Below are 24,551 nucleotides of genomic sequence, written 5' to 3' on the forward strand. Positions count from 1 at the left end.
TCGCTTATGCCTCAGTCAGGTTACGGCTTTGTTTGTTGCGTTTAGCGACTGATTTAAGGATCAGCAAGCCAACAACAGCGATCAGAACGGTGTTACCCGCTGCAATGATAGACAGTTGAGTGAAGACTTTGGTAAACGGTTCTGCATAAAGGATGGTATCTAGGAATGCGGAGCAGCCGTAACCGACCACATTACCGGCAAGCGCAAGTATCACAAACAGCGCGAAGTCCTTCATCGGCAACTCACCTTGCTGAAGGCGATTTTTGGTCAACATCGGGAATAAACCGATGATCATACCCACAATACCTGAGCCCAATACCCAAGTTAACCATACACCCCAGCCTGCGAATAGGTCTGTTACCCAGTGGCCAATGAAGCCGACTAAGAAACCTACAATTGGGCCGAACAAAACAGAAAACAGTGCTAACACCGCCATTGCTGGTTTTAATGTCGTATTAGCGAACACTGGCACACCAAACATAGGTAAACCACCAATGCCGTAAAGTGCTGCACCAATGGCAATGACAACCACTGTTTTAGCTGAAAAGTTCATAGGTAACCTCAAATACTGAAAGATAAAAATAACAAAGAACGTATATTCGCCATTTTTAGTAGGTATCTCATCGAGATCGTTTTTTAGGCAAATATAAAAAATAAGGCGCGCATTATACAGTAGAACCCTTCCATAAGGGAAGGTAAGTGTCTAGATGTCTAAAATTCCATCCAGATAAGTTTATATGATGTAAAAAGCATTGGTTTATGGTTAATCAAGCAACAAAAAAGCCAGAGCAGGTCTGGCTTTTTCATTCACATTAACAGTGTGTTAAGTCAGTTCTTGGCCAACCTATACCTGGCTTAGTGATCTAGGTATAGGTAGTTTTGCCAACTCTTCATGCGAATAAGTACTTTACGCATGATAGATACATGAGTGAAGCTATCTGAATAAACTGCAACTTCTACTGCTGTACCCATAGGTAAGTGGAAATCAGACAGGTCATCAGTAATGGTCAATTTCACAAACACACGGCCACTAGTACGCAATGCCTCAGTACCCAGTAGCGCACCTCTCGCTTGGAATTGGCTCTCACCGATGGCTGGAATCACTTCTTCGATGCGTCCTTTGAATACTTTGCCTGGTAATGCTCTAAACAGGAACTCTGCTTCATAGCCTGGTTGTAAGCGCTGCAAAGAGTTTTGTCTAAAGGCTGCGGTGTAGAACTGGTCTTCTGTGTGAACAAAAGTCATCACCGGAGCAAGTGGCAGTGGCACTGCCATAACACCTGGGCGCAGTGCTAATTGAGTCACGTAGCCATCGGTAGGCGCTCGAACCACGGTCTGCTCTAAGTCAAACTGAGCTTTACGCAATTCAGCTAATAGGCTTAATACTGCTGTATTCTCGCCACCGATCTCAGAATCCAAAGCAATTTTTGCTCTTTCTAAAGTCGCATCTGCCACTTTTACGGCAGCTTCTGATGCTTTATACGCTTGTCTGCGAGTATCCAGTTGTTGCTCAGTAAAGGCACCACTGTCGTAACCGCGTTTGTAACGAGAGAACTCACGTTGAGCTTTGTCTCTCTCAGCAATAGCTTTGATTCTTGCAGCTTCAGCTTCAGCAACGTCAGATTCCATTCCTAGCGCACCTTGGCTTGCTTCCTTTACTTTCGCTTCTAATCTTGCGACTTCAGCCTCGAACGGAATAGGATCGATTTTAAAGAGGATATCGCCCTTTTTCAGAGGCTTATTTGCCTCTACTGGCACTTCAATTACTTTACCTCTAACCCCTGAAACGATAGGCGTTGTTGAGTAAACTTGGTTACCAATCTGAGTGAAAGGGTGGTTGTAGTTCATCAGTAAGATCAAAGTACCGATGATGATCACACCGCCAAGAACAGCAGTAGGGACAGTCCATTTATTTAGCGGAATGTTGAACACCTTAAAAATGGTGATACACAGTGCCGCGTAGGTCATTATCAGCAGTAAATCCATTACTTAACCTCCTGATCTTGAGCTTTATTTTGATCGTTATCTTGCTTACTTTGCTCTGGCTTTGCTTTCTTGAGTTGTGAGATTTCTTCCTGAAGAGTGTTCACTTGGTCGATTAAGATATCAACACGGTGGTGAATGTCGTGCTGTTCTTCTTCGAGTTTGGCAAAGCCCCACCCACGATCTTTGCGCCATAATGTCGCCCAGATCCAAAGAAACGGCCAGATAGTATGTAGAGTGAAAAGGCTAACCCAGCCAGAGACATGAATAGCATCTTGATGAGGATGATTGCGTTCTTTCGCAATTTCATAGGGAATATCGTGAATGACGATGATGCCGTAGAAGATGACTAATGCTACGAAAATCAGTAGACCGAGCGCAAAGTAGTCTAAAAACATAACAGATCCTTGTGATGTTAGATATTAGTTATAAATATACTACGCTATCATCCAAGTAATTGTTATCAAAATGATTTACCGAGTTATAAATAATGTGTTTTTGCTTCTAATGTGAGCGATGTCATTATTGGAACTTATAAAATCACTCTCTAATTTATTGAGTTATTTCTGTTATCTTGTTTGTCATACTGACTCAATAGTGATCGTTGAAATATGCGGGATGCACATAACCACAAGGATGGATACAAATGTATATAGGTGAAATAGCGGCGATCGGTGCCGCTATCGTGTGGGCGTGTGCGACTTGGATTTATGGGCAATTTGGGCATCGTTTCTCAGCAATGCAGCTCAATATCATCAAGGGTTTGGTTGCTTCAGTCATGATGCTGCTTGTGATGCCGCTTATCCCAATGCTAGAGTTTGAACTGAGTGCTAATCACTTTTGGATATTGGCGATTTCAGGAATTATTGGAATCGCAATTGGTGACAGTGCTTACTTCGCTGCTTTGAAACGAATTGGTGCCAATAAGACACTGCTGCTTGAATCGTTAGCTCCGCCTCTTTCTGGTGTACTGGCGTTGATGTTCTTGGGTGCTGCGTTGACACTTCAAAGTTGGCTCGGTGTCGTCATTACCACGCTAGCGGTGACCTTCGTGGTATTTCAACCTTCTAAATCGGCGAACAATGATTCAACTAACCAAGCGCAATGGAGCGGCATTGGATACGGGCTAGTAGCAAGTGTGTGCCAAGCTTCAGGTGTGGTTATTTCTCACTACGCTTTGGTGGCTGGTGATATCCCACCATTGTTGGGGGCGTTGATTCGCCTGACAGTCGGTGTGTTTGCGGTGATGATGATTATTCCTTTTGTAGAGAATAAACCTTACTCATCAATCAAAAGGGATTTATGGGATATGACTAAACTCGACAAGCTATGGTTACTCAGCGCCATTTTTGTTGGGACGTTTCTCGCGCTTTGGTTGCAACAAATTGCTTTAAAAAATGCCAATCCCGCGATAGCTCAAACATTGATAGCGACCAGTCCGGTCTTTATTCTGGTGATTTATGCGTTGAAGGGGGAAAAGGTCTCAAAGCAGAGTCTCATAGGCACGCTTGCCGCAGTAGGAGGAATATCTTTGTTCTTCTATCAATGACGTCTTTTCATGAATAGATAAAGCTCGAAGCAAGGTATTGTTTTGCTATTGGATAGTGCCGAGCTGAAGTGGTTCGGCACTACTTTAACTATTTCATTACTCGGTGCAGACTTGGTTTCGACCGTTTGCTTTTGCACGATATAAGGCTTTGTCTGCTCGATAGAAGGTACGCTGTGTATTCTCGCCCTCACGATGCATCGTGATACCAATACTGACTGTTAAGCCACGCTCACCGAGTATTTCATGCCAACCAAATTGGAAAATTCGTTCACGGTAATTCTCTGAGTGCATTTCTGCTTTTGCCATGTCGGTATTTTCGAGAATGACTAAGAACTCTTCCCCACCGAATCTGACACAGGAAGCGCCTCGGAACTTGAAGTACGACCTTAACTCTTGAGAGACACTCACAATTGCTTTATCACCCACTAGGTGGCTCAGTTCATCATTGATTGACTTAAAGTGATCAATATCGACAACCATGAGTGCGAAAGAGGTGTCGTGTAACAGCATGTCTTTTAGCTTCACATCTAACCATCGGCGGTTGTGCAAACCGGTTAATGGATCGGTGAACACATCCTGTTGGAGCTGTGCCACAGCGTTTTTGTGCTGTTCGGTTGTCTCTTTTAGCTCTCTGTTTTCTTGTTCAGAGAGGATGAGTTTTAGTTGCAGCTCGAATCTCGACAGGCGACGAAGTTGGCTGGCTCCCAGCTCACTGATTGGGATCTGTTTCATTAGATCCGTCTCAATTCGATAGCCTTTTTTCTCGTAGCTTAATGCTTCCTGAAAACGTCCTTGGTTCATGCACACGTCGCTTAGCGAATCATAGAACCGTTTAGCGAGTACTGGGGATGAGTAAACCTTCATGCGCTTGTCTGTACTCGACAAGATCATGCTGGCGTATTCTTGTTTGCCGATGGCACTTAAACAATGAGCGAGCTCGAGACGTGTCATGGTTGCTAACCAACTTGCTTGAGTGTTGTTAGCAGAGTATTGAATCTTAGACAGGCAACGCAGCGCCTCGTGATATTTCTTCTTTGCACGCAATACTTTTGCTTGGTAAAGCAAGATCTGAGCGGTAAGCAGTTTGTTACTGACCAGAATACTGAGTTCTTCACACTCATTGAGTAAGTCGCTAGCGGCAGTAATGCGGTTGAGTAGCAGTAGGCTCGCGACCATATGAAGCTTGAACTTGAGACGAAGCGAGCGACTACTTATCGCATGGTCTATGCTATTGATTTTTTGGTAATAACGAAGGGCTCTACTGTGGTCGCCATAAGCGTCACACAGGTTACCCATGCCTAGAATTGCCATTACGTATTCATCGATATAGCCATGTTCAACCGCGATGGATGATGAGCTAACGAACTCATTAAGCGCCGAAGTGTAATCCCCAACTTCTACCAAGCGATCACTTAGGCTGGTTTTGACGGTCAGAATATCTTCTATATCTGTTGGCAAATTTAATAGATTGAGTGCCAGTCTAAGTTCTTCGATACTGGTTTGGGTTTGCTGCAGTTCAGCGCGATATTCCGAACTAATGATATAGCAGTGCGCTTGCTCGGTTTTGGTTGTCGAAACATGCTGGCGAATATGGTTCCAGAATATGATCGCTTCTTCACCTGAAACGGAAGAAGGGTCTAGACCTGCATCGGTGATTTTACTTAGTAGCGTTTCCATCAAACTCTTACCTCGGCATCGTCTTCTTCTAGTTGTTCAAGAGTGAATGGGAACGTCAAAATGTCATTGAGGCTGACGGTTGGTTTTGAACCTTTTAATCCTTTTCGATGCCATGGATAAATATCAAGCATGGTACTTAGAGTTTGGAAGGTTTGCTCTGCAGCTTCGCCTTTTTCAGAGAGCATGAGAGCAACACGCTCTGAACTGAGTCTTGAAATGAAATCATCTTGATTACACAAGGTATGAGCGATTTCGGTGCAGACATCTAAGTAGTCTGGGTCGACGTGTTGAAACATAATGATGCTGTGGTTTGAGCGTTTAAGCTCAGTTTTGAACAGGACTAACTGCTCCCACCAAAAGGTTTCTGAAACAACATAAGAGAAATGTTTTTCAGGATCGTACTCGTGTTGGCCACGAATACGGTTGATGAGCTTTCTCGCTCTCTGTTCGAGTTGGCGTTTGGAGCTGCGCGCTTTATCTAAACCAACACGAGCAGTCTGTTCTCGAAGCATACCGGTAGAATATTGACGGTACTTTTTAAAGGCGATTAATGCGGCTTTGAAATCTTGATTTTCTTCTGCGACTAAAGATTGTTGGTAGCAGATCTGACTGAGCAGTTCACCATTGTCGAATTCGTTTGCTGACTCTTCCGCGAGCCTAAGCAGTTCCGCGGCTTGCTCTGGTCTTTTTCGTAGCAACTCTAGACGAGCACGACTGATATACGAGTGCGCTTTCATCCAAACTAGGTTGTGTTCAACTGCCAAGTTGTGCGCTTTGGCTGTTGCACGTTCAGCGTCGTCTAAGCGCTCAAGGCCAAGTAGAGCTAAGCCTCTGAAGTCCCATACCTCTGCGTGCCAAGTGTTGTCTTTATGTTCTTTTAACGCTTCCTCTGCACCATCTAATACTGACAGCATTTCAACATAGTTGTTGAGTAGGTAGTAATCCCATGCGAGAAGGATTCTTGCTTTACCTTCTAACCAACCGATACGGCTGTTGTTGGCTACTTTAACGGCAAGCTGGTGTGTAGAACGAGCCAGCTTATATTCGTGAGTCATTCGCCAGATGTTGCCAAGGCCAATGAGGCATTCGATTTGAATCTCGACCTCATCGACCAGTGCTGATTGTTCTAACGCATTGATCCAGAACTGTTGTGCAGAGTAGTACTTGGCTTGTCCCCAGAACTGGAGCGCGTGTAAATGGAGGATTTCGGGCAGAAAAAGATCGGTATCTAAGCGGCTTTGTCGCTTATAGGCTTCCTTGATGTACTTTAACCCTTTTTGGTAATCCATTAGGTTCCAGCAACATCTCGCCATCAACATTAGCGACTGAATCGCGCCTTCTTCAAACAGAACTTGTTCGGATCTGACGAGGCATTGTTGTGCAATCTCTAGGATCACCAATGGTTCAGAGTCGACGCGAGTTTTGAGTTGTTCTAGTTCTGTTTCAAGAAGGTACTGATTTTTGTCCAAGGCTTAGATCCATAATTATCGAACATATTGATAACACAATCATTATAAGAGTGTGGTTTAGGATAAGCACCAATTATCTTTCTCAGAGCACTAAAGGAACATGAATCTTTTCCAATTATGGGGGATGCCTCATGTTGTTACTTTAAAATCAATGAGTTCCCGAATAATTATCTAGAGCGCTTGTTTTTATGAAAGTAGTTGCTTTAACGTCAATGGGTGCTCTGCTACGCCTAAGCGCTGCGCTGCAGTGAGTCCTTGCTTATCTTGGTAGCACAGATTGTGCCAAGCCCTGAATATGTCGAGTAATGGAAGAATGCCGCCTGGACGAAGCTTACGTCTTGGTTCATTGATAAAGCTATCAAAAAGCACCTGAAAACGCTCTTGATAAAACTTGGTTTGTTGAATTGATGCGGTATTAAACCACTGTTTTGGCTCCGGATTACTGCCTGTTAGGTAGCAGATACCTTTCTGCTTATCACCTTGATTGGCAATAGCCCAGCGATCGCGCCACCAACTCATGTGAACGATATCGATCTTTTCAAAACTTTGATCGTCTTGCCAACCTGCGTCTTCTTCTACATACATAAGGTCAATATTTTGACTCTGGATACGCGGCAAACATACGCTCAGGGCGGCAGATCTTAGTAATGGATCTTGTGGCATATAGATCGCAACGTGTTTGTTCTCATCACACATATCAAGCACATGCAGGAAGTGAGCATAAGACGTATAAGGCGGTCGAATGAGCGCCCCTTTCGAAGGGTAGCTAAACGTTGTGAGGTTACCCATCGGGTCTTCAACATTGCCTCTTGCCAAAATGACTTGGTATTGCTGTTCAATACGCTCTTTGAGTTTGTCTGATCGCTGAGGCAGTTCAAGATTCGCTTCTGAAGAGTGCTCTTTAGATACAAAGCGCGCCACATCATCATAAGGGTTGTGATCGACATTCCCTGATGGCTCTTCATTTTGTGAGTAATTCACGTGTTGGCAAAGGATATAGCCAGAATGCGCCTCACCCGTCGCTATCCAAACCACTCCGTTGCTACTTTGTGGTTGTAAGCGCTGATAATGGGAAGCGAACTGATAGTCTTTGGCATGATTTACCCATCGTGCATCGATCATCGCTAATTTGCGACGGCATCGGCTCGCGATATGGTCAACATGGTCATAGAAAGTCTTTGGGTTGATCTCTAGTTTTCGGCAGATTTCACGTACGGAATAGCCCATGAACAGTAAGCCCATGAGGTTCTCTTGAAACTGAAGTTTTTTATTGGAACCAGACCACTTGTCAACAAAGGTTGATTGGCAGTCTTTGCATCGATAACGCTGCCTGTCGCCACTGTAGCCGAAGGCATGATAAAGATGTTTATGGGTATGAACCGATAAGCCGAAGTTATCGCAATCGTCATTACGACAAGCAGGGAGCCCATCGCTATGAAGTTGTCTTAGGCGATGAAGTTCGCTTAACACTTCACGATTGTTAAGTAAGGGGGGGAAAGCTCCACATTCACGACAAACCATCGCTGGACGCTTAGGGTTCGCGTGTTGCAAAACATAACGTTTTGCATCGCTCAAGCCAAAGTTGTCACACGCCAATGTTTTACAAAAGTTGAGTTGCAAACCATCCGCATCTTTTGGCAGCTTGTCGTTAGACACGATCTCCCCCTCGGGATTATTTGAGCAGCCAAGTGAACTTGGCTGCGGGGTAACGCCTTTCAATGTATCTCTTATCAAATCGTTAGATGTTGATTGCAGTCTCTAGAGCAACTTTCATCATGTCGTTGAAAGATTTTTGACGCTCTTCAGAGCTTAGTTTCTCGCCACGGATGATGTGGTCAGATACTGTTAGGATAGTCAGTGCTTTAGCACCAAGGTCTGCAGCAACGCCGTAGATACCAGCCGCTTCCATATCAACACCTAGGATGCCTAGCTTTTCCATTTTTTCGAAAAGGTCAGCTTCTGGAGTGTAGAAAAGGTCTGCAGAGAATACGTTACCAACTTTAACTGGAACTTCTTGTGCACGTGCTTGGTTTACTGCTTCTTCTAGAAGACCGAAATCAGCGATTGCCGCGAAGTCGTGGTTGTTGAAACGAATACGGTTTACTTTTGAGTCTGTTGAAGCACCCATACCGATAACAACGTCCATCAATTTAACGTCGTCACGTACTGCGCCACAGCTACCTACGCGAATTACGTTCTTTACACCGTACTCAGCAATTAGCTCGTGCACGTAAATGCAGCATGATGGGATACCCATACCGTGGCCCATTACAGAAACTTTCTTACCTTTGTAAGTGCCTGTGTAACCGAACATGTTGCGAACGTCACAAACTTGCTTCACGTCATCAAGGAATGTTTCAGCAATGTATTTTGCGCGAAGCGGGTCACCCGGCATCAGTACTGTTTCTGCGAAATCACCAGCTTGAGCGTTAATATGAGGTGTAGCCATGGTCGTTCTCCAAAGTTTAAACGGTAATTATAGGAACAGGATTTAATCAATTACCGATTCTGTTGAATTGAATTCGTTTTGTTGAGGCAATATTAGCGAGTTAAAACGAGGCTCCATGAGACCCTAGTCACAAAATGGCTCTGCTATTATCGTTTTATTAATATTGATAACTAAATATGTTGAAATCTTAAAGGCAATCGATTTTGTGTGGAATAATTGAAGGTGATTTAAAGAAAAAACTCAAATTAAAGATCGATTGCATATGGGGTTTGAAGTAACAATTCGTTGTAGAGACGTTTAATCAACGATAATCTAAACTTTGATAAGGACAGTAAACCAAGGAATTGTATGTTGTATTGCGCTAACTCGACGCTTTTGTACTCCATGACAACAAAAATACGCAAGAGCGTTTCGTTTGCATTGAGAGCAACTACGTTTGCAGTGAAAGGTACTTTGATTGCTGCTGGGATGGTGTCGTCGTGGGTGTCTGCGGCGACCTTTGAACTGCCTCCTGAAGAGAGTCGCATTGTAGGTCGAATACAACAGCACGAAGTCGCAGCAGGTGAAACGCTAGCGAACATTGCAAAGCAATACGATATTGGTTTTCTCTCGTTAATGGCGGCAAATAAAGGCGTTGATCCTTTCCTTCCTGCTGAAGGCTATGTACTGAGTATCCCTAGTCGTTTGATTCTGCCGGACACCCCAAGAAAAGGAATTGTGATTAACCTTGCCGAGTTAAGGCTGTATTACTTTGAGCCCGAGAAGAACCAGGTGCACGTATTCCCTGTCGGCATTGGTCGAGTAGGACGTGATACGCCAGAAATGATCACCAAGATAAGTCAAAAAAGACCCAACCCGACCTGGACACCACCGAAGTCAATCCGTGAAGAGTATCTAGAGAAAGGGATCGAATTACCTAGGGTGGTTCCAGCTGGGCCAGAAAACCCATTGGGAGAATATGCATTGCGACTTGCTTATGGTGCGGGGGATTATCTTATACACGGTACTAACAAAGACTTTGGTATCGGTCTGCGTGTTAGCTCAGGTTGTATCCGAATGGAGCCTAAAGATATAGAGTGGCTTTTTGAACAGGTAAACCGTGGTGAGCAAGTGACCATTATTAATGAGCCGATCAAGGTTTCATTAGAGCCAGATAGAAGTGTGTTTGTTGAAGCGCATGAGCCATTGACTCGAAGTGATGGTTCTAAAAAATCACTACAAATCCCGGTAGAGTTGAAATGGTGGCTTGAAGATGCCGATCTACCAAACTCAAAAGCCAAAGCGGTTATCTTTGCTCAAAATGGTGTGCCTGTTGAAATCGCACCTCCTGTGATTGAATTTTAACTCGTAGGCTTTTGTTGAGAGTCGGTTTACTTTCTTCTTTTAACCTATTTAGTTTTCCCCAAATAAAAGCACCACATCCGTTAAGAGGTGGTGCTTTCTATATACTGCTTTTTGCGACTTATTTAATCTACAGCTTAATCGCGCTTAGATATCAAACTATTTAGTGTAAGACTCAGCGATGTTGTCGATACGGTCGTTAGCACGATCCGCTTCTTCTTTTGCTGCCATAGCGGCTGCAGAAGCTTCTTGAGCTTTCATTTCTGCTGCTGCTTTGTCACTCTTAAGAGCTTCAACTTCGCTTGTTAGTTGAGCGACTTGGTTAGTTAGTTGATCCATTTCTGATACTGCAGCTTCTTCTGGCTCTGAAGAACAACCAGCTAGAATGAAAACTGAGGCTGCAGCTGCGATTAACGTCTTATTCATAAGAACTCCTTGCTTATTTACCATCAAAAAATGCGCTATACATTCTTTATCATATAGTCGCTTCATTAATGATTGTAGCGACTAATTTTTTAACTGCAAAAACAATAACTAAAGAAATTGCTAAATTTTTGAGGGAATTAGCTAAGCATCACGTTCTGTCTCACTTATGAGATGGCCGCTTTTGAAGGACTTTTTCGTCGATTGAATGGGGCTAACCCTTTGCTAGCAACGCATACAATGTTCTAGACAACTTTGTTAGTAGGGATAAATTTTCTGTGATCTCTATCCTTATAAAGCATTTTCGCGGTATCATGTCGCGTTAAAATAATTTTATTCAATACCATCATGACTGGAGAGTCCTTTGCACTTTAAAGATTTAGGCTTAGATAACCGCTTACTGAAGAACTTAAAACATTACGACTTTAAGAAAGCGACAGAGATCCAATCGAAAGCGATCCCTGTTGCTATTGCCGGTAAGGATCTATTGGCTTCATCAAAAACGGGTTCAGGCAAGACATTGGCGTTTGTTCTGCCAATGATTCACAAGGCATTAAAAACCAAAGCGTTTTCTGCTCGTGATCCTCGTGGTGTAATTTTGGCTCCTACTCGTGAGCTGGCTAAGCAAGTTTACGGTGAATTACGTAGCATGCTGGGTGGTTTGTCTTACGAAGCGGCGCTTATCTTGGGTGGCGAGAACTTTAACGACCAAGTGAAAGCACTGCGTAAGTATCCTCGTTTTATCGTTGCGACTCCAGGTCGTCTTGCTGACCACCTAGAGCACCGCTCGTTGTTCCTAGATGGTGTTGAAACGCTTATCCTTGATGAAGCAGACCGTATGCTTGATCTAGGCTTTGCTCCTGAACTTCGTCGCATTGCAAACGCTGCGAAGCACCGTCGTCGTCAAACTTTGATGTTCTCTGCAACACTTGATCACGCTGAAGTGAACGACATCGCGAATGAGATGTTAGACGCTCCTAAGCGTATTTCTGTTGGTGTTTCGAATGAGCAGCACCTTGATATCACGCAGAAGTTCTACCTTTGTGACCACTTGGATCATAAAGAGGCGATTTTAGACCGCGTTCTGGAAGAGGCTGAGTACCGTCAGGTTATGATCTTCACGGCAACTCGTGCTGACACTGATCGTCTAACCGACAAGCTTAACGAGAAGAAGCTAAAAGCGGTTGCACTGAGTGGTAATCTAAACCAAACGCAACGTAATGCCATCATGAGCCAGTTTGAGCGTGCGGTTTACAAGATCTTGGTAACAACAGACGTTGCTTCACGTGGAATTGATATTCCAAACGTAAGCCACGTTATCAACTTTGATATGCCTAAGCACACTGAAGAGTACGTTCACCGTGTTGGTCGTACCGGTCGTGCTGGTAATAAAGGTGATGCAATTTCTTTGGTGGGTCCAAAAGACTGGGACAGCTTCAAGCGTGTTGAGCTTTACCTGCAGCAAGACCTTAACTTCTCTGTTCTTGAAGGGCTAAAAGGCAAGTTCAAAGGCATCAAGCCTCGTAAGCCAGCCTTCAAGAAGGGCGGTCCAGCTAAGAAAGCGGGCAAACCTCAAGCGAAGAAGACAGCGAAGAAGCCAGTTAAACGCGATAAGAGTTTCCATCAAAATGTGGCTGTGGGTGATAGCGTATTTATCCCTAAGAAGAAAGTCGCGCCAAAAGTGGACGACGAGTAATCACTAGTCAGCTTAAAGGCTCTATTGATAAAACTTAGATAAATAAAAACCGCCTAAATAGGCGGTTTTTTTGTATCTGTAGTCTATGTAAGCCACTGATACCTAGTATTTCATTTGGCATCTGAACATACAGATCAGTTGCTAAATCACTAGAAATTAAAGGAAGAGAACGAATATGCCAAGATATGGTCGGCAATATACTTGTGAGTAGCGGTAGTAGGATGTGTTACGCCCCAAAATACATAGCTATCTGAACCATAGGTAGCACAGTCATTGGTCAAGCTATGGCTTCGCAAATAATCAGCAGCAGAGCTTCTATTGATATCAAGGCAAGCATCACTCGCATTTCTAAAGCCATGCTGCTGTGGGTTGTCGGTAATGCTTGCAAACAGTGCACTTGCATCGAACAGCACCACATTTTTCCCCATGTTTTGGTAATACTCGGCCTGTACTTTAATGAATTGATTAAACTCAATGATCTTGCCACGAACCTTGATGATCTCTTGTTCTGTCGAGTACTTGAATTGAGGCGCCTTTGTCGCATCAGGCAATGTGAATAACAAGATATTGTTGGCTCCAGATTCAGTCAATCGAATGAGAGCACTGCTGAAATCGGCTTTGACATCAGCGACTTCTCGGTCGTAATTCATAAAGTCATTGAGCCCAAATTCCAGCGTAAACAGCGAGTTTTCTGGGTGATAGTTTTTGGCGACTTTCATATAGGTTAAGTAGGACGTGACTTGGTCATATACCCCGGTTAATGCGACATACTGATTGGTACCTGCTGCGCCACCTACAGCCCAATTATATAAAGGGACGTCTTTGGCTTTTGCTAGGTATTCTGTCCAGACTAAGCCATTAGAAAAATGCCCTAGAAACCACGAGTCCGCATTTGGGAAAACCCATTGAGATCCGTTAAATAGATTTCCAGTATCAGAAAGGCTATCACCAAAAGTAACAATGCGATTTATCGTATTTCCTTGAATAGCGTTGTCATTGGTCCAAATTGAGTGGTTATAAGAGAAGCGATTATCTGCGGCAAAGTAGGTAATGTCTGCGGCATCATGCTGGATATCGAGTGTTTGTTCACAACGCTGTTTGATTTCAGATTGCGGAGTATCACTGTAAAACATATTTTTGAACGAGACGGACGACCACCAATATCCGTTGATCGTATAATAGTCCCCGTTTTCTTTTTTCGCCCATTTCCAATCGGTAGCGGCTGAGTCATGAGAGGCATCTGTGCGATACCAACATCGGACGTAAGAGTAGGTTTCTGAATCTTGTGTGCTGAGTACTTGAGCAGAGGAAATAGATTCCGGTGTTGGTGTTGAATTTTCAGCAGCATAAGCACCAAACGGCACTGTTAACGCGAGTATTAAAGCCGTGTTTTTCATTACTGTATTCTCTTTTTATGTGTAGGTAAGCCGAATAAACGTTGTTTATTGTTGATAACTGAGTAAGTAAATGGCCGGTATGACCTATATCGATAATTGATAATTACCGTCAACACATTCAGCTTCTTGGTGTTTAATAACTGGCATAAATGTCAAACTTCCAACGATTTTTTGGTTATTGCTCTCAAACCTCGAGAGTAAGTAATTAACACGTAATCCCCATTAAATGTTAATTTAATCAATGTCTTATTGTTATTTTTGTTGATTGATCTTCGCCTGCCTAATGTTAATCCCTATTGTTTATTTCCAGTTCAACATCACAAATCTCGAGTCACTCTTTTTAGTTTTATAAAATTATCACCTACGTTTCTCTTACTCATCAGAGGTCTAACTTGTTTAAGGAAAGAGCATTGAAGAAGATATTAATTTGGACAATCGCCTGCCTATCCAGTTTGGGTGCCTATGCAGGAACAAGCGCTTCGGCATTAGAGGTAAGTGGATACACGGAAACCAAATATCCCATTGTGTTGGTACATGGCTTATTTGGGTTCGATACGTTAGCGGGTGTGGATTACTTTTATGGGGTGCCTGAATCTTTAACCAAAGATGGCGCGAGCGTATACGTTGCACAAGTATCAGCGACGAATAGTTCAGAGGTTAGGGGAGAGCAATTATTGGCTCAGGTCGAGACACTTTTAGCGGCAACAGGAGCAAATAAGGTTAACCTTGTCGGGCACAGTCATGGTGGCCCCACGGCGCGGTATGTGGCCTCTGTCAGACCAGACCTTGTCGCATCGGTAACGAGTATTGGCGGCGTTCATAAAGGTTCAAAGGTAGCGGATTTAGTTCGTGGAACCGTACCTGAAGGGTCTGTCACTGAGGGAATTGCGGTTAAGTTGGCGGGTGGTTTGACGACACTCATCAATCTATTGTCTGGTGGCTCAGACCTCGAACAAGATGGCTTGGCATCACTAGAAGCGTTGACGACAGAAGGTTCTCTTGCTTTCAATCAATTTTATCCTGAAGGGGTTCCAACCTCTGCATGTGGTGATGGTGAGTGGCAAGCCAGTAACGGCGTTTATTACTACTCATGGACAGGGTCTTCCACTTTTACCAATCTTTTGGACCCGACCGATGCGGCGATGACAGTGCTAGGTTTAGCGTTTAACGAACCAAATGATGGGCTTGTTGGAGCTTGTAGTGCTCACCTAGGTAAAGTGATTGGGGATGATTACAAAATGAATCATCTGGATGAGATCAACGGTTTGTTGGGCATCCATCATTTGTTTGAGACTGACCCGGTAACATTGTATCGCCAGCACGCGAACCGATTGAAGTTGGCTGGCTTGTAGCTTGTACTGATGATTCGTTAACACAATAAGGAAAATATAATGAATAAGGCCGCCATTTTTTCGATAACCACGATAGCCCTGATGAGTGCAGCGGCGGTCTTTATTTTATATCCAGTGGAAGAGAGCTTAAACCCAAGCGGTGACGAACAACAAAGTATCTCCTCGTTGAAAGTGAGCTCTCAACAAGATACTGATATTGATAGTGCATCGGCCAAAGACACTATGGATTACTTCGTCTCTGGACAAACAGAGCTAACCCTTGAAGATATTCGTAACAACGTTGCTCAGCACCATGCTCAATCAAAAGGTGCAATTGTCGATGAAGCCTTGTTTGCCAAATATCTTGATTACAAGTCGGCATTGACGTCATTGGACGTTCAGTTCGACCCCACCTCGCTCTCTGTCGATGATCTGCAACGCTTAAACCAAGCCTTACTTGATCTCCAGGCTCAGTTTTTTAGCCCGAGCGAGATAAGTATCTTATTTACTCACGATAACCAAATGAGGGAGGTTGCTTTAGAGAAGCTTCGATTGAAGCAAGAAGGGCTGAGTGAGCTGGAATACCAACAACGGTTAGATTCTTTAATCTCTGAGCAAGCAGACTACGTCCAAACGAGCCACAAGAATCAGGTGTTGCTTCAACAATTATCCAAGTCTGAAGGGCTTGAACAGCAAGAGAAATACTTGAAGCGAAATGAACTGGTGGGTGAAGATGCCGCGCAAAGGCTTGAAGAGCTCGACCAACAAAGAGCTGATTTTGAGGGGACTTTAGAGATTTACTTAGCGGAACGAAAAGATATTTTAGACGACGCAGGGCTATCACAAGTCGAACGACAAGAGACAATCGCGGAACTCAGAGTTGCCCACTTTCCTTCAAAGCAGATCCGAAGAGTAGAAGCGATAGAACGGATTTGGGACGCAGAGCTTGAGTAGTGAGGTTCGTTCAATGAAAGAGCCTATGAATAAAAAAACCAGTCACGAGTGACTGGTTTTTTGCTACGAGGCGGGTTGTTTCGACTATAAAGTCAAACCCTAAACCTTGAAGTAACCCAACTGTTGTTTCTGTTGCTCTGCAAGGTTCGATAGCTCATGGCTTGCAGCAGCAGCTTGAGTAATCCCGGTTACGTTCTGGCTTACTAAGCTGTAGATGTTGGAGATATTGCGGTTGATGTCTGACGTCACTTGGCTTTGCTCTTCGGCTGCAGAGGCTACCTGAGTGTTAATTTCCGTCATGTCTGTTACCGAGTTGGCAATACCAGAAAGAGCCTCGCTTACTTCAGCTGCAAGTGTTTGGTTGTGCTCTAGCATCGCCAGTGAGCTGCTCATGCTCTCGTTCGCATTGCCAGATTGAACCTGCAAACCTTCGATAATGGTTTGTATCTCTTTGGTTGAGTCTTGAGTACGTGCCGCTAGCATTCGAACCTCATCGGCAACCACAGCGAAACCACGACCACTTTCTCCCGCACGCGCCGCTTCAATAGCTGCATTCAGCGCAAGTAGGTTGGTCTGTTCAGAGATGCTTTGAATCACCTCAATCACTTTACCTATCTGTTCTGAGTGCTCTTTCAGTGTTCCCACAACATTCGCTGCTTCACTAAGCTGAATAGCCATTTGCTCATTGGCTTTGTTGCTCTCGTTAAACAAACTCATGCTGTGCGTTGCCATTTCGTCGGCTTGCTTAGATGCCGAATCTGCTTGAACTGCATTTTCGTTAACGTGAGAAGCTGTGCTCTCCAATTGATTCACTGCAGAAGCAACTTGCTCAACTTCTTGCTTCTCTTGATCTGAGTTCACGCTTGATTGCGTCATTACTGCAGCCAGCTCTGTGGATGCAGAAGCGACTTCAATACTGATTCGAGAAAGTGAACTTACGGTGTCACGCAGTTGGTCTACTGATTGGTTTACGTCTTTTGCTAAGCGAGAGATTTCGTTGTCGCCGTACTCTTCTGCTTTTACTAGCAAGTTACCATTTGCGACTTCGCGCATAGTTGCTTGAATATTGCTGATCGGCTTAACAATGATGCTTGCGAGTACCCAACTGATGAGTAATGCGATTGAAAGGATAACTAATAGAGCTACCGTTGCCGTATTAAGTGTATTGGTGTGTTGCTGACCATTGATGTCTACTTCTTGCGTTGCAAGTAAGTTGAGCTTTTTAGATAGGGTATTGATGGCTTGTACCATCTCGTTACCTGCATGACGGTATTGGTCAATAGCCACTTGGTAACGTGCATCGAAGTCAGAAGACAGAGCTGAATTACCATGTTTTGCCTTTAGCAAAGGAAGCATTGTTGTACGAGAAAAGTCGACATAGTGATTCATCGCCTTACTCATTGCTGCCACTTCGTCTTGCATCCCCGGCACAGTATTTAAGGAGTCTAATAGACGAGTGTTTAGGTCGCGCTTTTCATTAAGAGTTTGAACTAACGTTTTCACATCATCTGCATTGAACAAGCTGTAGATCGCTTTGATGCGCATACCGTAGCTGTTGTCGACGATTTCGCTGAGTTCTTCTTTATGTAGGATCAGTTGGTCTGTTGCGATAGATACCTCTTTAAAGGCATTTTCTAGTTTGTCACCACCGATAATAACCCCCGTCAAAAGCAATACGACGGAAAAGAGTACAGGTATTAGTATTTGTATTTTTATAGATAAGCCACTGAGAAGTTGGCGCATGTAATGTCCCTCTTTGAATAAATAAATGAGCAGAAGCAATTGTTATTATTGTTATTAGCAGGTGATTCTAACTTCTGAGAATGACAATTCAATCAGTAATAGATTCGATTTAGATATATGCGATAGGTATTTGATAAATATTGATTATTTATCGTTCAATTAAGCCTTTTAACCTTTGTAAAGGTAAGGCTAATAAGGGGAGAGTTGGCCATGTTCTACGTAAAAATCAGCATTGATGGTTATTTGAGCGGGTTGTTTTAATTTGGTTGGAATAAATACTTAGTGCTTATAGAACAAGGCAATGTATTACCTCGAAGGCATCTAATAAGGAGAAAACAAGAAAATAAATTGCAGTTGTCATATAGGCTTCAATTTAGTGAAACACAACTGTCACATTCGGATTCTAAAGTGGGCACCGTTCAAGCAAACACAACATTACGGCAATAACGCCACTAAAGGAAATTTGTGATGAAAAAGACAGTTATCGGTGCAATCGCACTTCTAGGCGCTCTAACAGTGAATACAGCTTCAGCTAAAGAAACTATCTCTGTAGTTGGCTCTAACAGTGCTTCTCCACTGGTTGAAGTTTTTGCAGAAACCTACATGAATAAAGGCGAACCAGTGTTCATCGAAATTCAAGCTCCAGGTTCTTCTGCAGGCATCAAAGCAGCAAAAAATGGAAGTGCTGACCTAGGTATCTCTTCTCGTGACCTTAAAGAAGAAGAGAAATCTGCTGACCTGAAAGAGCTAGTTATCGCTCGTGACGGTATCGCAGTTGTTGTAAACCCAAATAACGAAGTATCTGCTCTTACTGCTGAGCAAATCACTTCAATCTACAAAGGCGACATCACTAACTGGAAAGATGTTGGTGGTGCAGACAAGCCAATCGTAGCAATCACTCGTGATACTGCATCTGGTACACGTGGTGCATTCGAAGACATCATGAAGCTTAAGAAGAAGATCGGCGATAAGAAAGTATCGGCTATCTCTCAACGTGCACAAGTTGCTAACGGTAACGGCGCACTTAAAGTTTCTGTAGCAAGCAACCCATACGCAATCGGCTTTATCTCTCTAGGTACAGTTGACGAATCTGTTCAAGCTCTAACTATCGACGGCGCTGAAGCGACTGTAGATAACGTTAAGAACGGTTCTTACAAAGTTGCTCGTCCTTTCCTAGTACTTTACAAGTCTGGCGCTCCAACAGCTGAAACTCAACAGTTCCTAGACTGGATGGTTGCAGACGAAGCTCAAGCTATCGCTGGTAAGAAAGGCTACATCACAGTTAACTAATCTTAACTGACTCACTTTAAATGATTGCTCAGCCTGACTTTAGGCTGAGCCTTTTCTTTCAACTTTGGTTATTTCGAGCTCTTTTTGAGCCACAAAGTTTGAGATTTTATATATGACCATCGCAAATAGTGAAAAGCTTATGAATACTGAAGCGACTCAAATCAATAAGCCGAGTCTGCGCACCAAGAAGCGCGTTGACTGGAGAGAAAGAATCTTCCACGGCTTGTTCTTATCGAGTGCTGTAATCGGCATCGTATCACTAGCCGTTATCGCTTACTTTATCGTTGCAGAGAGTATCCCTGCATTCCAAGAAGCCGGTGTTTCTGGCATCGTTTTGGGTGTTGACTGGTTACCTCCAGCTCTATTCGGTGTTGCAACTATGATTGTTGCATCGATTGTGTCGACACTAGGCGCTGTAGTTGTTGGTGTTCCAGTAGGTGTACTAACCGCTATTTTTATTGCTGAGATTGCTCCTAAGCGTCTTGCAGATATTATTCGACCAGCAGTTGAACTTCTAGCGGGTATCCCGTCGGTAGTTTACGGCTTCTTTGGTCTAGTAATCATCGTTCCAATGATTCAGAACATCTTCTCTGTACCAGCGGGTAACACTATTCTGGCAGGTATCATCGTTCTAGGTATCATGATTCTTCCTACCGTTATTACGGTTTCTGAAACTTCGATTCGTGCGGTACCTCGTACGTACAAAGAAGGTTCACTTGCACTGGGTGCTTCTAAAATCTATACGATTTTTAAGCTGCTCGTTCCTGCTGCTCGTTCAGGCATTATGACTGGTGTGATTCTAGGTATCGGTCGTGCACTTGGTGAAACCATGGCAATCATCATGGTGATGGGTAACGCTCCAGCAATGCCAGAAGGTATTTTGGACTCGGCTCGTACACTAACAGCAAACATTGCGATTGAGATGTCTTACGCAAGTGGCGTTCACGCAAATGCACTCTACGCAACCGGTGTTGTACTTCTAGTGTTCATCATGATGTTAAATGGTGCTCTACTTTATCTTAACCGTGAAAAATCGAAGTAAGCGGGGATGAGTAATATGGATCTCGTAAAACTAAAACAAGCCCGTCAAACTAAAGATAACATCCTAAAGGGTTTTATCTGGGCGGCAGCAGCAGTCACTGTTGGTTTCTTATTCTGGATTATTTGGTACATCCTATCGAACGGTCTGCAATACGTAGATTGGAACTTCATCACTGACGATTACACTCGTACTGGTGAAGAGCGTGGTATTTTCCCAATGATCATCGCCACGATCTACATGGTAATTGCATCGATTGCCGTTGCAGCACCACTGGGTATCATGACGGCAATCTACCTAACTGAATATGCGAAAGTTGGTAGCCGACTGGTTAAAGCGATTCGGTTCTGTACTGAGTCTCTAGCGGGTATTCCGTCGATTATCTTCGGTCTATTCGGTATGACTTTCTTTGTATCGATTCTTGGTCTTGGCTTCTCGATTCTATCGGGTGCACTAACGCTAAGTATTCTGATTCTTCCTGTAATCATTCGTACTACAGAAGAAGCATTGATGGCAGTACCACAAACTTACCGTGAAGGCTCATATGGCCTTGGCGCTTCAAAAATCTACACTATCTGGCGTTTGATCTTACCAAGCGCAATGCCAGGTATCTTAACTTCGGTCATTCTTAGTATTGGTCGTGTAATTGGTGAATCAGCGCCTGTGTTCTTAACAGCAGGTATGGTGGCACGTGTTCCTGAATCTGTATTTGATTCTGGACGTACACTAACGGTTCACTTATATAAGCTGACAACAGAGCTATTTACTATCGATGAGTGGAACCAAGCCTACGGCACGGCGACAGTCCTAATCGTATTGGTTCTCTTGATCAACATGGTTACAAAACTGATTGCGAGACGCTTCAACACGGCAACTTACTAAGCTCACTAGCTACTGGCTCAACAATAAAGAGAGCCCCCGTGATAAAGAAAGCATCAAGTTAGACACGAATTTAAGAATTTAGAGATTACGAACATGAACAAATTTGATATTGAGAACCTAGATCTGTTTTACGGCGACAACCAAGCGCTTAAATCTATCAACCTGCCAATTCCAACTCGCCAGGTTACTGCTCTGATTGGCCCGTCTGGCTGTGGTAAATCAACACTATTGCGTTGTTTGAACCGCATGAATGACCTAATTGAAGGCGTTACGATTAAGGGTAAGCTGGATATGGATGGCACTGACATCTACGGTAATATCGATGTTGCTGACCTACGTATCCGCGTAGGTATGGTATTCCAAAAGCCAAACCCGTTCCCAATGAGCATCTACGAGAACGTGGCATACGGCCTACGTGCTCAAGGTATCAAAGACAAAAAACACATTGATGAAGTGGTTGAGCGCTCGCTACGCAGTGCTGCACTGTGGGATGAAGTAAAAGACCGTCTTAAAGCGCATGCATTTGGTCTGTCTGGTGGTCAACAACAGCGTCTATGTATCGCACGTACGATTGCAATGGAACCAGATGTAATCCTGATGGATGAACCAACATCGGCTCTAGATCCAATCGCGACACACAAGATTGAAGAATTGATGGAAGATCTGAAGAAAGACTTCACTATCGTTATCGTAACGCACTCAATGCAGCAAGCGCGTCGTATCTCAGACCGTACCGCTTTCTTCCTCATGGGAGAGCTTGTAGAGCATAACGAAACCAGTGTTATCTTCAGTGAACCAAAAGATGATCGTACTAAAGGTTACGTAAACGGTGACTTTGGTTAATCGATGATTTACGTGCGGTGTTTAAGCGATTAGATACCTTTGCACACTAACTGAAACGCAGGTTAGATAATCGATTCGATCAATAGAATTATCACTATAACTATAAGCGATGGAAGTTTTGCCCCACTTTAGGTGGGGCTTTTTTATGCCTCTAAAAAAGCCCTAATGTCGACGAAAATTTGGGCAGAGAATCCCATTTTTGTCGTCCTTCTCATGCTTGTGATAATGTAAAAGGTGAAACTGCGACCCGCTTAACATCTCATTTTTACTTACATTGATTGCATATCAAGCCTTCTGTATTTTTGCTTTATTCTTAATCGCCAATGGAAGGAAGCTGTGCCTGTTAAAGCCTTTGCAAAACAAATATCTGCGACACGCGACCACCGTCTGTTGGCTGAGTCTCTTTTTGACTATCTAGTTAAGGTACTTACTCCAAAAGGGATAGGAATATTTGCTGAACCGACGCCGGAGAGCGACGCATTACCGCTTTTTTCTTATGGCGACCTAACCTCATTGGCGAGCTACCCCTCTACATTTTGGCCGTGGGTCTCACAGTTTGATACCGCAGACGGTGTGTTACCGATGGCAATCAACACCTGTAATTGGGAACACATGAAAGTGCTTGGTGGGGAGTCGTTTATCATGATGCTCGACAACGCGCCTGCCTCCAGAACTTATTTAATTGTTCAAAATTGCAATGCTGAGAAGGTTAATCAAACCTTTGACCAAGATCTTGATGTGTTACAGCTCGCGGCTGCCCGTTGGCAATGTATTCGTGCCGAAAAGAATGCGGCGCTTGAAATCAAAAATAGAGACACTCGTGAAGCTCAATATTTAGATGAGATAAAGCTACGTGAACTGTTTGTTGAGAACATGAAGTTGGTTCATCAGGTCGCGCTTGAGCTTTCCAATCCCGAATCACTAGACGCTTTGTATAAAGCATCGGTTGAGGCTGTACGAGATAGGTTAGGGTTTGATCGTGCGATCTTCATGTTACTTGATATGAAAAAGCGCTGCTTCAGTGGTACTTATGGCACCGACGAAGCGGGTAAAACCAACAGTGAACACCACACTCAATACGATTTGCATCAACTTGAAGCGGAATACATCGAAGCGCTGTCTGATAACCATACTAATCTAGTCATCATCGATAATGCACCTCTGTATACAGAAGGTAAGGTGGTCGGGCAGGGCTGGAATGGCATGCTCATCTTGCGTGAAGGCGATAAACCTGTTGGTTGGATTGCCATGGATAACTACATTCATCGTTCACCGATTACTAACTATCAAAAGCAGATGCTTGAGTCTTTTGGCTCTCTGCTTTCTCAGATCTATATTCGCAAGCGCCAAGAGCAGAACATACGTATGTTGCACTCGAGTATGGTTGAGCTGTCTCGATGCGATAGCGTCAGTGAAGTCTGTAAGTCTGCCGTTAGTTTTGCGATTCAACATCTAGGTATCGATCGACTGGCTGTTTTCCTAACAGACAAAAAGTGCAGTTACATGCAGGGTACTTGGGGTACCGACATCAAAGGCGATATTGTCGATGAGTCCTATTATCGCTCTGAGCTGGTGGAACGTGACATTGTAGCCGCAGCGCGTGCTTGCCCGAATCAAGTCGCCTTCGAAGAATCGGTCCCTATTTACCATGATTTCAATATTGTCGGCGTTGGTTGGACGGCCATGACTATGCTCACCACAAACACGGGTGAGCCTATTGCGTTTATCGCTGCCGATAACTTGCTAACTCGTAGCCCGCTTACCTCACAGCTTCGTGAGGTCATACGTATCTTTGCTTCGAGCCTTGCTGAGGTGCTGCAAAGAACCATGGCTCAAGAAGAACTTAAAAAGCTCAATGAAACACTGGAGCAAGAAGTCAGTAAGCGCACCCAAGAGCTAGAGTTGGCGAATGAGCAATTAGATATCATTTCTAAACTCGACCCTCTGACGCGCCTTGGAAACCGCCGTATGTTGTCGCAGGTTTTAGAAGACTTGAACGGTGACGATCAAGGGGCGTTTGCCTTACAGAACGAAATCACATTTGGCTTGATTCTCGTCGACCTCGACCACTTTGGTTTGTACAACAGTGTCTATGGTCATACTGAAGGGGATGCGGCTCTTAGGACAGTAGGTGAGATACTGAATGCCCATGTTCACAATGATAAAGAAACCTTCTGTCGGATTGGCGGAGAGGAGTTTATGTTGTTGATGATTGGCACGAATCACTCAGAGACAAAGCAACGCGCAGAGTCGATTAGAAAATGCATTGAAGAGGCAAAAATCCTGCATTGTGAAAGTAGTACCAGCCCCTATTTAACCGCATCCGTTGGTTATGCCTCGATAACGTCTGACCAGCATCAGTTCGACTTTGATTTGTTGTATGGCAAGGCAGATAAAGCCTTGTATCAAGCCAAAGATTCGGGGCGAAATCGAATTGTTTCTGCATTAAAACGTAAAAAAGTCACAGTCTCTCTTTCTTAAAATA

At 43.9% G+C, this 24,551-nt stretch carries 20 protein-coding genes; 10 read left to right on the plus strand and 10 right to left on the minus strand.

Features of this window, described 5'->3' with window-relative positions; genetic code table 11:
• Nucleotides 1-4: 4 nt before the first annotated feature.
• From F0232_RS00465 to F0232_RS00475, 3 genes are all read right to left on the minus strand, one after another.
• A complete protein-coding gene (locus F0232_RS00465; RefSeq protein ID WP_008215840.1) occupies nucleotides 5-553 on the minus strand; it encodes an ECF-type riboflavin transporter substrate-binding protein in 549 nt (182 codons plus the stop codon).
• 302 nt (nucleotides 554-855) lie between these two features.
• Nucleotides 856-1,986, minus strand: a complete 1,131-nt coding sequence (locus F0232_RS00470) for an HlyD family secretion protein (RefSeq protein WP_008215839.1) — start codon at nucleotides 1,984-1,986, stop codon at nucleotides 856-858.
• Nucleotides 1,986-2,381, minus strand: a complete 396-nt coding sequence (locus tag F0232_RS00475; protein ID WP_061032136.1) for a DUF3302 domain-containing protein — start codon at nucleotides 2,379-2,381, stop codon at nucleotides 1,986-1,988. The genes F0232_RS00470 and F0232_RS00475 overlap by 1 nt, the downstream gene beginning before the upstream one ends.
• Before the next feature lie 248 nt (nucleotides 2,382-2,629).
• On the opposite strand from F0232_RS00475, the gene F0232_RS00480 reads away from it, so the two are divergent.
• On the plus strand, nucleotides 2,630-3,532 hold the full coding sequence (locus F0232_RS00480; protein ID WP_105058466.1) for a DMT family transporter: 903 nt from the start codon (nucleotides 2,630-2,632) through the stop codon (nucleotides 3,530-3,532).
• Between the two features lie 96 nt (nucleotides 3,533-3,628).
• Here the strand turns inward: F0232_RS00480 and F0232_RS00485 are convergent, their stop codons facing one another.
• The 4 genes from F0232_RS00485 to deoD form a co-directional block, all read right to left on the minus strand.
• A complete protein-coding gene (locus tag F0232_RS00485; RefSeq protein ID WP_061032138.1) occupies nucleotides 3,629-5,209 on the minus strand; it encodes a GGDEF domain-containing protein in 1,581 nt (526 codons plus the stop codon).
• Nucleotides 5,209-6,678, minus strand: a complete 1,470-nt coding sequence (locus F0232_RS00490; RefSeq protein ID WP_105058465.1) for a hypothetical protein — start codon at nucleotides 6,676-6,678, stop codon at nucleotides 5,209-5,211. The genes F0232_RS00485 and F0232_RS00490 overlap by 1 nt, the downstream gene beginning before the upstream one ends.
• Nucleotides 6,679-6,864: 186 nt before the next feature.
• A complete protein-coding gene (locus F0232_RS00495) occupies nucleotides 6,865-8,334 on the minus strand; it encodes a hypothetical protein (protein WP_061032393.1) in 1,470 nt (489 codons plus the stop codon).
• Between the two features lie 82 nt (nucleotides 8,335-8,416).
• Nucleotides 8,417-9,127, minus strand: coding sequence for a purine-nucleoside phosphorylase (gene deoD / locus F0232_RS00500; protein WP_048661021.1), 711 nt, complete (start codon nucleotides 9,125-9,127; stop codon nucleotides 8,417-8,419).
• A gap of 348 nt (nucleotides 9,128-9,475) precedes the next feature.
• Here deoD and F0232_RS00505 point away from each other — a divergent pair, with 348 nt between their 5' ends.
• Entirely contained in the window at nucleotides 9,476-10,471 is a 996-nt protein-coding gene (locus F0232_RS00505; RefSeq protein ID WP_105058464.1) for a L,D-transpeptidase family protein, read from the plus strand.
• A 156-nt stretch (nucleotides 10,472-10,627) separates the two neighbouring features.
• Here F0232_RS00505 and F0232_RS00510 read toward each other — a convergent pair whose 3' ends face one another.
• Nucleotides 10,628-10,894: an Lpp/OprI family alanine-zipper lipoprotein gene (locus tag F0232_RS00510; RefSeq protein WP_061032141.1), complete on the minus strand. Its 267-nt coding sequence runs from the start codon at nucleotides 10,892-10,894 to the stop codon at nucleotides 10,628-10,630.
• Between the two features lie 361 nt (nucleotides 10,895-11,255).
• On the opposite strand from F0232_RS00510, the gene F0232_RS00515 reads away from it, so the two are divergent.
• A complete protein-coding gene (locus F0232_RS00515) occupies nucleotides 11,256-12,587 on the plus strand; it encodes a DEAD/DEAH box helicase (protein ID WP_061032142.1) in 1,332 nt (443 codons plus the stop codon).
• A 149-nt stretch (nucleotides 12,588-12,736) separates the two neighbouring features.
• Here F0232_RS00515 and F0232_RS00520 read toward each other — a convergent pair whose 3' ends face one another.
• Entirely contained in the window at nucleotides 12,737-13,984 is a 1,248-nt protein-coding gene (locus tag F0232_RS00520; RefSeq protein ID WP_105058463.1) for an SGNH/GDSL hydrolase family protein, read from the minus strand.
• Between the two features lie 410 nt (nucleotides 13,985-14,394).
• Here F0232_RS00520 and F0232_RS00525 point away from each other — a divergent pair, with 410 nt between their 5' ends.
• Together F0232_RS00525 and F0232_RS00530 are read left to right on the plus strand one after the other, a co-directional pair.
• A complete protein-coding gene (locus F0232_RS00525) occupies nucleotides 14,395-15,336 on the plus strand; it encodes a triacylglycerol lipase (protein WP_105058462.1) in 942 nt (313 codons plus the stop codon).
• Between the two features lie 39 nt (nucleotides 15,337-15,375).
• Complete coding sequence (locus F0232_RS00530) at nucleotides 15,376-16,269, plus strand: lipase secretion chaperone (protein ID WP_105058461.1); 894 nt, start codon at nucleotides 15,376-15,378, stop codon at nucleotides 16,267-16,269.
• A gap of 99 nt (nucleotides 16,270-16,368) precedes the next feature.
• Here F0232_RS00530 and F0232_RS00535 read toward each other — a convergent pair whose 3' ends face one another.
• Nucleotides 16,369-18,012 carry a methyl-accepting chemotaxis protein gene (locus F0232_RS00535; protein WP_105058460.1) on the minus strand — a complete coding sequence of 548 codons (1,644 nt, stop codon included), beginning with the start codon at nucleotides 18,010-18,012 and terminating at the stop codon, nucleotides 16,369-16,371.
• Nucleotides 18,013-18,480: 468 nt separating this feature from the next.
• Between F0232_RS00535 and F0232_RS00540 the strand changes: the two genes are divergently transcribed.
• From F0232_RS00540 to F0232_RS00560, 5 genes are all read left to right on the plus strand, one after another.
• Nucleotides 18,481-19,302, plus strand: a complete 822-nt coding sequence (locus tag F0232_RS00540; RefSeq protein WP_102424660.1) for a phosphate ABC transporter substrate-binding protein — start codon at nucleotides 18,481-18,483, stop codon at nucleotides 19,300-19,302.
• Nucleotides 19,303-19,414: 112 nt separating this feature from the next.
• Complete coding sequence (gene pstC / locus F0232_RS00545; protein ID WP_008215818.1) at nucleotides 19,415-20,344, plus strand: phosphate ABC transporter permease subunit PstC; 930 nt, start codon at nucleotides 19,415-19,417, stop codon at nucleotides 20,342-20,344.
• 15 nt (nucleotides 20,345-20,359) lie between these two features.
• Nucleotides 20,360-21,223, plus strand: coding sequence for a phosphate ABC transporter permease PstA (gene pstA / locus F0232_RS00550; RefSeq protein WP_032498030.1), 864 nt, complete (start codon nucleotides 20,360-20,362; stop codon nucleotides 21,221-21,223).
• Between the two features lie 93 nt (nucleotides 21,224-21,316).
• Complete coding sequence (pstB, locus tag F0232_RS00555) at nucleotides 21,317-22,066, plus strand: phosphate ABC transporter ATP-binding protein PstB (RefSeq protein ID WP_004737715.1); 750 nt, start codon at nucleotides 21,317-21,319, stop codon at nucleotides 22,064-22,066.
• Between the two features lie 336 nt (nucleotides 22,067-22,402).
• Complete coding sequence (locus tag F0232_RS00560) at nucleotides 22,403-24,547, plus strand: GGDEF domain-containing protein (RefSeq protein ID WP_105058459.1); 2,145 nt, start codon at nucleotides 22,403-22,405, stop codon at nucleotides 24,545-24,547.
• Nucleotides 24,548-24,551 lie beyond the last annotated feature (4 nt).

It is taken from the genome of Vibrio sp. T3Y01, assembly GCF_013114525.1.
Classification (GTDB): Bacteria; Pseudomonadota; Gammaproteobacteria; order Enterobacterales; family Vibrionaceae; genus Vibrio; species Vibrio chagasii_B.

Coding starts and splice junctions, on each gene's coding strand:
- F0232_RS00465 (WP_008215840.1), bottom strand. CDS start 553: ATGAACTTTTCAGCTAAAACAGTGGTTGTCATTGCCATTGGTGCAGCA.
- F0232_RS00470 (WP_008215839.1), bottom strand. CDS start 1,986: ATGGATTTACTGCTGATAATGACCTACGCGGCACTGTGTATCACCATT.
- F0232_RS00475 (WP_061032136.1), bottom strand. CDS start 2,381: ATGTTTTTAGACTACTTTGCGCTCGGTCTACTGATTTTCGTAGCATTA.
- F0232_RS00480 (WP_105058466.1), top strand. CDS start 2,630: ATGTATATAGGTGAAATAGCGGCGATCGGTGCCGCTATCGTGTGGGCG.
- F0232_RS00485 (WP_061032138.1), bottom strand. CDS start 5,209: ATGGAAACGCTACTAAGTAAAATCACCGATGCAGGTCTAGACCCTTCT.
- deoD (WP_048661021.1), bottom strand. CDS start 9,127: ATGGCTACACCTCATATTAACGCTCAAGCTGGTGATTTCGCAGAAACA.
- F0232_RS00505 (WP_105058464.1), top strand. CDS start 9,476: ATGTTGTATTGCGCTAACTCGACGCTTTTGTACTCCATGACAACAAAA.
- F0232_RS00510 (WP_061032141.1), bottom strand. CDS start 10,894: ATGAATAAGACGTTAATCGCAGCTGCAGCCTCAGTTTTCATTCTAGCT.
- F0232_RS00520 (WP_105058463.1), bottom strand. CDS start 13,984: ATGAAAAACACGGCTTTAATACTCGCGTTAACAGTGCCGTTTGGTGCT.
- F0232_RS00530 (WP_105058461.1), top strand. CDS start 15,376: ATGAATAAGGCCGCCATTTTTTCGATAACCACGATAGCCCTGATGAGT.
- F0232_RS00535 (WP_105058460.1), bottom strand. CDS start 18,012: ATGCGCCAACTTCTCAGTGGCTTATCTATAAAAATACAAATACTAATA.
- F0232_RS00540 (WP_102424660.1), top strand. CDS start 18,481: ATGAAAAAGACAGTTATCGGTGCAATCGCACTTCTAGGCGCTCTAACA.
- pstC (WP_008215818.1), top strand. CDS start 19,415: ATGACCATCGCAAATAGTGAAAAGCTTATGAATACTGAAGCGACTCAA.
- pstA (WP_032498030.1), top strand. CDS start 20,360: ATGGATCTCGTAAAACTAAAACAAGCCCGTCAAACTAAAGATAACATC.
- pstB (WP_004737715.1), top strand. CDS start 21,317: ATGAACAAATTTGATATTGAGAACCTAGATCTGTTTTACGGCGACAAC.